Origin of the sequence: Serratia sp. (in: enterobacteria) (genome assembly GCF_046715635.1) — a bacterium.
Taxonomy (GTDB): domain Bacteria; phylum Pseudomonadota; class Gammaproteobacteria; order Enterobacterales; family Enterobacteriaceae; genus Chania.
The window spans coordinates 1-3,112 of the sequence record NZ_JBKJYW010000031.1 but is presented as its reverse complement, the minus strand read 5'-3'; the positions used below and the strand labels follow the sequence as shown (position 1 = coordinate 3,112).

Annotated in this window: 3 protein-coding genes; all 3 read left to right on the top strand. The window is 52.7% G+C overall.

The genetic code is table 11. The annotated features are described in order from the left end of the window. On the top strand, positions 1 to 607 hold a 607-nt coding region (locus ACLQ7H_RS01345), incomplete at its 5' end, for an IMPACT family protein (RefSeq protein WP_411751113.1). Between the two features lie 35 nt (positions 608 to 642). Continuing rightward, positions 643 to 2,094, top strand: coding sequence for a Trk system potassium transporter TrkH (gene trkH, locus ACLQ7H_RS01340; protein WP_021181454.1), 1,452 nt, complete (start codon positions 643 to 645; stop codon positions 2,092 to 2,094). A gap of 22 nt (positions 2,095 to 2,116) precedes the next feature. Further along, entirely contained in the window at positions 2,117 to 2,650 is a 534-nt protein-coding gene (gene hemG / locus ACLQ7H_RS01335; protein WP_411751112.1) for a menaquinone-dependent protoporphyrinogen IX dehydrogenase, read from the top strand. Positions 2,651 to 3,112 lie beyond the last annotated feature (462 nt).

Here is a 3,112-nt window from a genome sequence, read left to right as displayed (position 1 = left end):
TTACCCCATTCCTGGCGCTGTCATCAGCGTCAGTGAAGAGATAAAGAAAAGCCGTTTCATCACCCTGCTGGCACCTACCTGCGGGGTTGAGGCGGCCAAAGCCTTTATCCAGCAGGTGCGTGACGATCATCCAACGGCCCGGCACCATTGCTGGGCTTTTGTTGCCGGGGCACCGCATGATTCACAGCAGTTGGGGTTTTCCGATGACGGTGAACCCTCTGGCACTGCGGGCAAGCCTATCCTGGGCCAGCTAATGGGCAGTGGGATCGGTGAAATAACCGCGGTGGTAGTACGTTACTATGGTGGGATCAAGCTCGGTACCGGTGGTCTGGTGCGGGCATACGGCAGCGGTGTACAACAGGCGCTCAAGCAGTTGGTTGTCAGCTATAAAGTGCCGCAGCTCGAATATACTTTGCAGTGCGACTATGCTCAGCTGGCAATGGTAGAGAATTTGCTACAGCTTAGTGAAGGGCGGATTGTGCATGGGGATTACGGTGCTGCCGTGGTGTTACATCTGGCGCTACCGGCCACGGGTACTGAGGCATTCGGGAATAAATTACGCGATCTCAGCCGCGGAAGTTTGCAATTAGTCCCTATATCGCAATAATTCCCACCAACTGAATTGTTAAGGATCGTGCTGAAATGCATTTTCGCGCCATAACCCGTATTGTGGGTCTGCTGGTTATCCTGTTTTCTGGGACAATGTTTATTCCTGGCCTGGTGGCATTGATATACCGCGACGGAGCGGGGCGGGCATTCAGCCAGACCTTCTTTGTAGCCGTGACCATTGGCTTGATGCTATGGTGGCCAAACCGTAAGCAAAAGCATGAATTAAAGCCGCGTGAAGGCTTCCTGATTGTGGTGCTGTTCTGGACCGTGCTGGGCAGCGTGGGGGCATTGCCTTTCCTGTTTTCCGAACGGCCCAATCTCTCTCTGACAGACGCCTTTTTTGAATCCTTCTCGGGGTTAACCACCACCGGTGCTACCACCCTGGTTGGGTTAGACTCCTTGCCTAAAGCCATCTTATTCTACCGCCAGATGCTGCAATGGATGGGGGGGATGGGGATCATCGTGCTGGCCGTCGCCATACTGCCTATCCTCGGCGTCGGGGGCATGCAGCTATACCGTGCGGAAATGCCCGGCCCATTGAAAGACAACAAAATGCGTCCGCGTATTGCCGAAACGGCCAAGACCCTGTGGCTGATTTACGTACTGCTGACCATCGCCTGTGCACTGGCGTTATGGGGAGCCGGAATGTCGGTATTCGATGCTATCGGCCATAGCTTTGCAACTATCGCCATCGGGGGCTTCTCCACACATGATGCCAGCGTGGGTTACTTCGCCAGCCCGGCCATCAACACCATCATCGCGGTGTTCTTACTGATCTCGGGTTGTAACTACGGTCTGCACTTTGCCTTGCTCAGCGGGCGCAGCTTGAAAGTATATTGGCGCGATCCAGAATTTCGCATGTTTATCGCCGTGCAGTTCACCTTGGTGGCGGTGTGTACCGTGGTTCTGTGGTGGCACGGTATATATAGAAGCGGTATGGAAACGCTTAATCAGGCTTTCTTCCAGGTCGTGTCGATGGCAACCACCGCAGGCTTCACCACCGACAGTATCGCCAAATGGCCACTATTCCTGCCAATGCTCCTGCTCTGCTCTGCCTTTATCGGTGGCTGTGCGGGTTCAACCGGCGGTGGCTTGAAAGTGATCCGCATCCTGCTGCTGTATCTGCAAGGTTCGCGTGAGTTGAAACGGTTAGTGCACCCGAATGCGGTTTACACCATCAAGTTGGGCAACCGCGCCTTGCCGGAACGTATTCTTGAAGCGGTGTGGGGGTTCTTCTCCGCCTATGCATTGGTATTTATCGTCAGCATGCTGGCCATTATCGCCACCGGCGTGGACGAGTTCTCAGCCTTTGCCGCGGTAACGGCTACGCTTAATAACTTGGGGCCGGGCCTCGGCGTTGTCGCCGATAACTTTACCACCATGCCACCACCGGCAAAGTGGGTGCTGGTCTTGACCATGCTGTTTGGTCGTTTGGAAGTCTTTACGCTACTGGTTCTCTTCACACCGACCTTCTGGCGTGAGTAATTCTATAACAAGGGGTAACGCCATGAAGGCACTGATTCTCTATTCGAGCCGTGACGGACAAACGCACTCTATTGCTTCTTATATAGCTAACAAGTTGCAAGATACCCTGAACTGCGATGTTATCGATTTGCAGCAGGCAGACCATATCGAGCTTGGGCAGTACCAACAGGTATTGATAGGGGCTTCGATACGCTACGGGCATTTCAATACGGCATTACACCGGTTTGTGAAGCGCCATGCTGAACAGCTGAATCAGATGCCTAGCGCATTCTTCGCAGTTAACCTGACGGCACGCAAACCGGAAAAGCGTTCGCCACAAACCAACGCCTACACCCGCAAGTTCTTATTGTCATCACCTTGGCAGCCGAAGCAGTGCGCCGTGTTCGCCGGTGCGCTGCGTTATCCGCGTTATCGCTGGTTCGATCGCGTCATGATCCGCTTCATCATGAAAATGACCGGGGGAGAGACCGATACCAGTAAAGAAGTGGAATATACAGATTGGCAGCAGGTGGACCGTTTTACCCAGGAATTCAGCCGCATCCAGTACGAAAAGTAACAAAAATGCTGCCTTGTGCAGCGTTTTGCCGAAAAAAGCCGCGCTTGGAAGGTTTTTTGAATTTAGGGGTTGCGGCGTTCTCAGAACTCCCTATAATGCGCCTCCACTGACCGGGAACAACGACTTCTTTATAACGAAGATTGTCGCCCAGCCAGGAAGCAGCAACCCGGTGAAAACACCGCTCTCGCAAGAGAATAAAGGTTGACTCTTCAGCGGGAAAGCGTAATATGCACCTCCCGCGTTACCGAGAAAGACGGTCGGTAACCAACGCTCTTTAACAATTTATCAGACAATCTGTGTGGGCACTCACAAGACGATATCCAGCCACCTCGGTGGCAAAAAAATATCAAGTCTTGAAGAGTGACCAAGCAGTAATTCATGCGAATGAATTATTACGAAAGTTAATTTTCGAGCATCGCTGCACGAGTTGCAGCAAATCAAGCTTTTAATTGAAGAGTTTGA

Bases quoted from the DNA above. Each gene is read 5' to 3' on its own strand.
- trkH (WP_021181454.1), top strand. From the start codon at position 643: ATGCATTTTCGCGCCATAACCCGTATTGTGGGTCTGCTGGTTATCCTG.
- hemG (WP_411751112.1), top strand. From the start codon at position 2,117: ATGAAGGCACTGATTCTCTATTCGAGCCGTGACGGACAAACGCACTCT.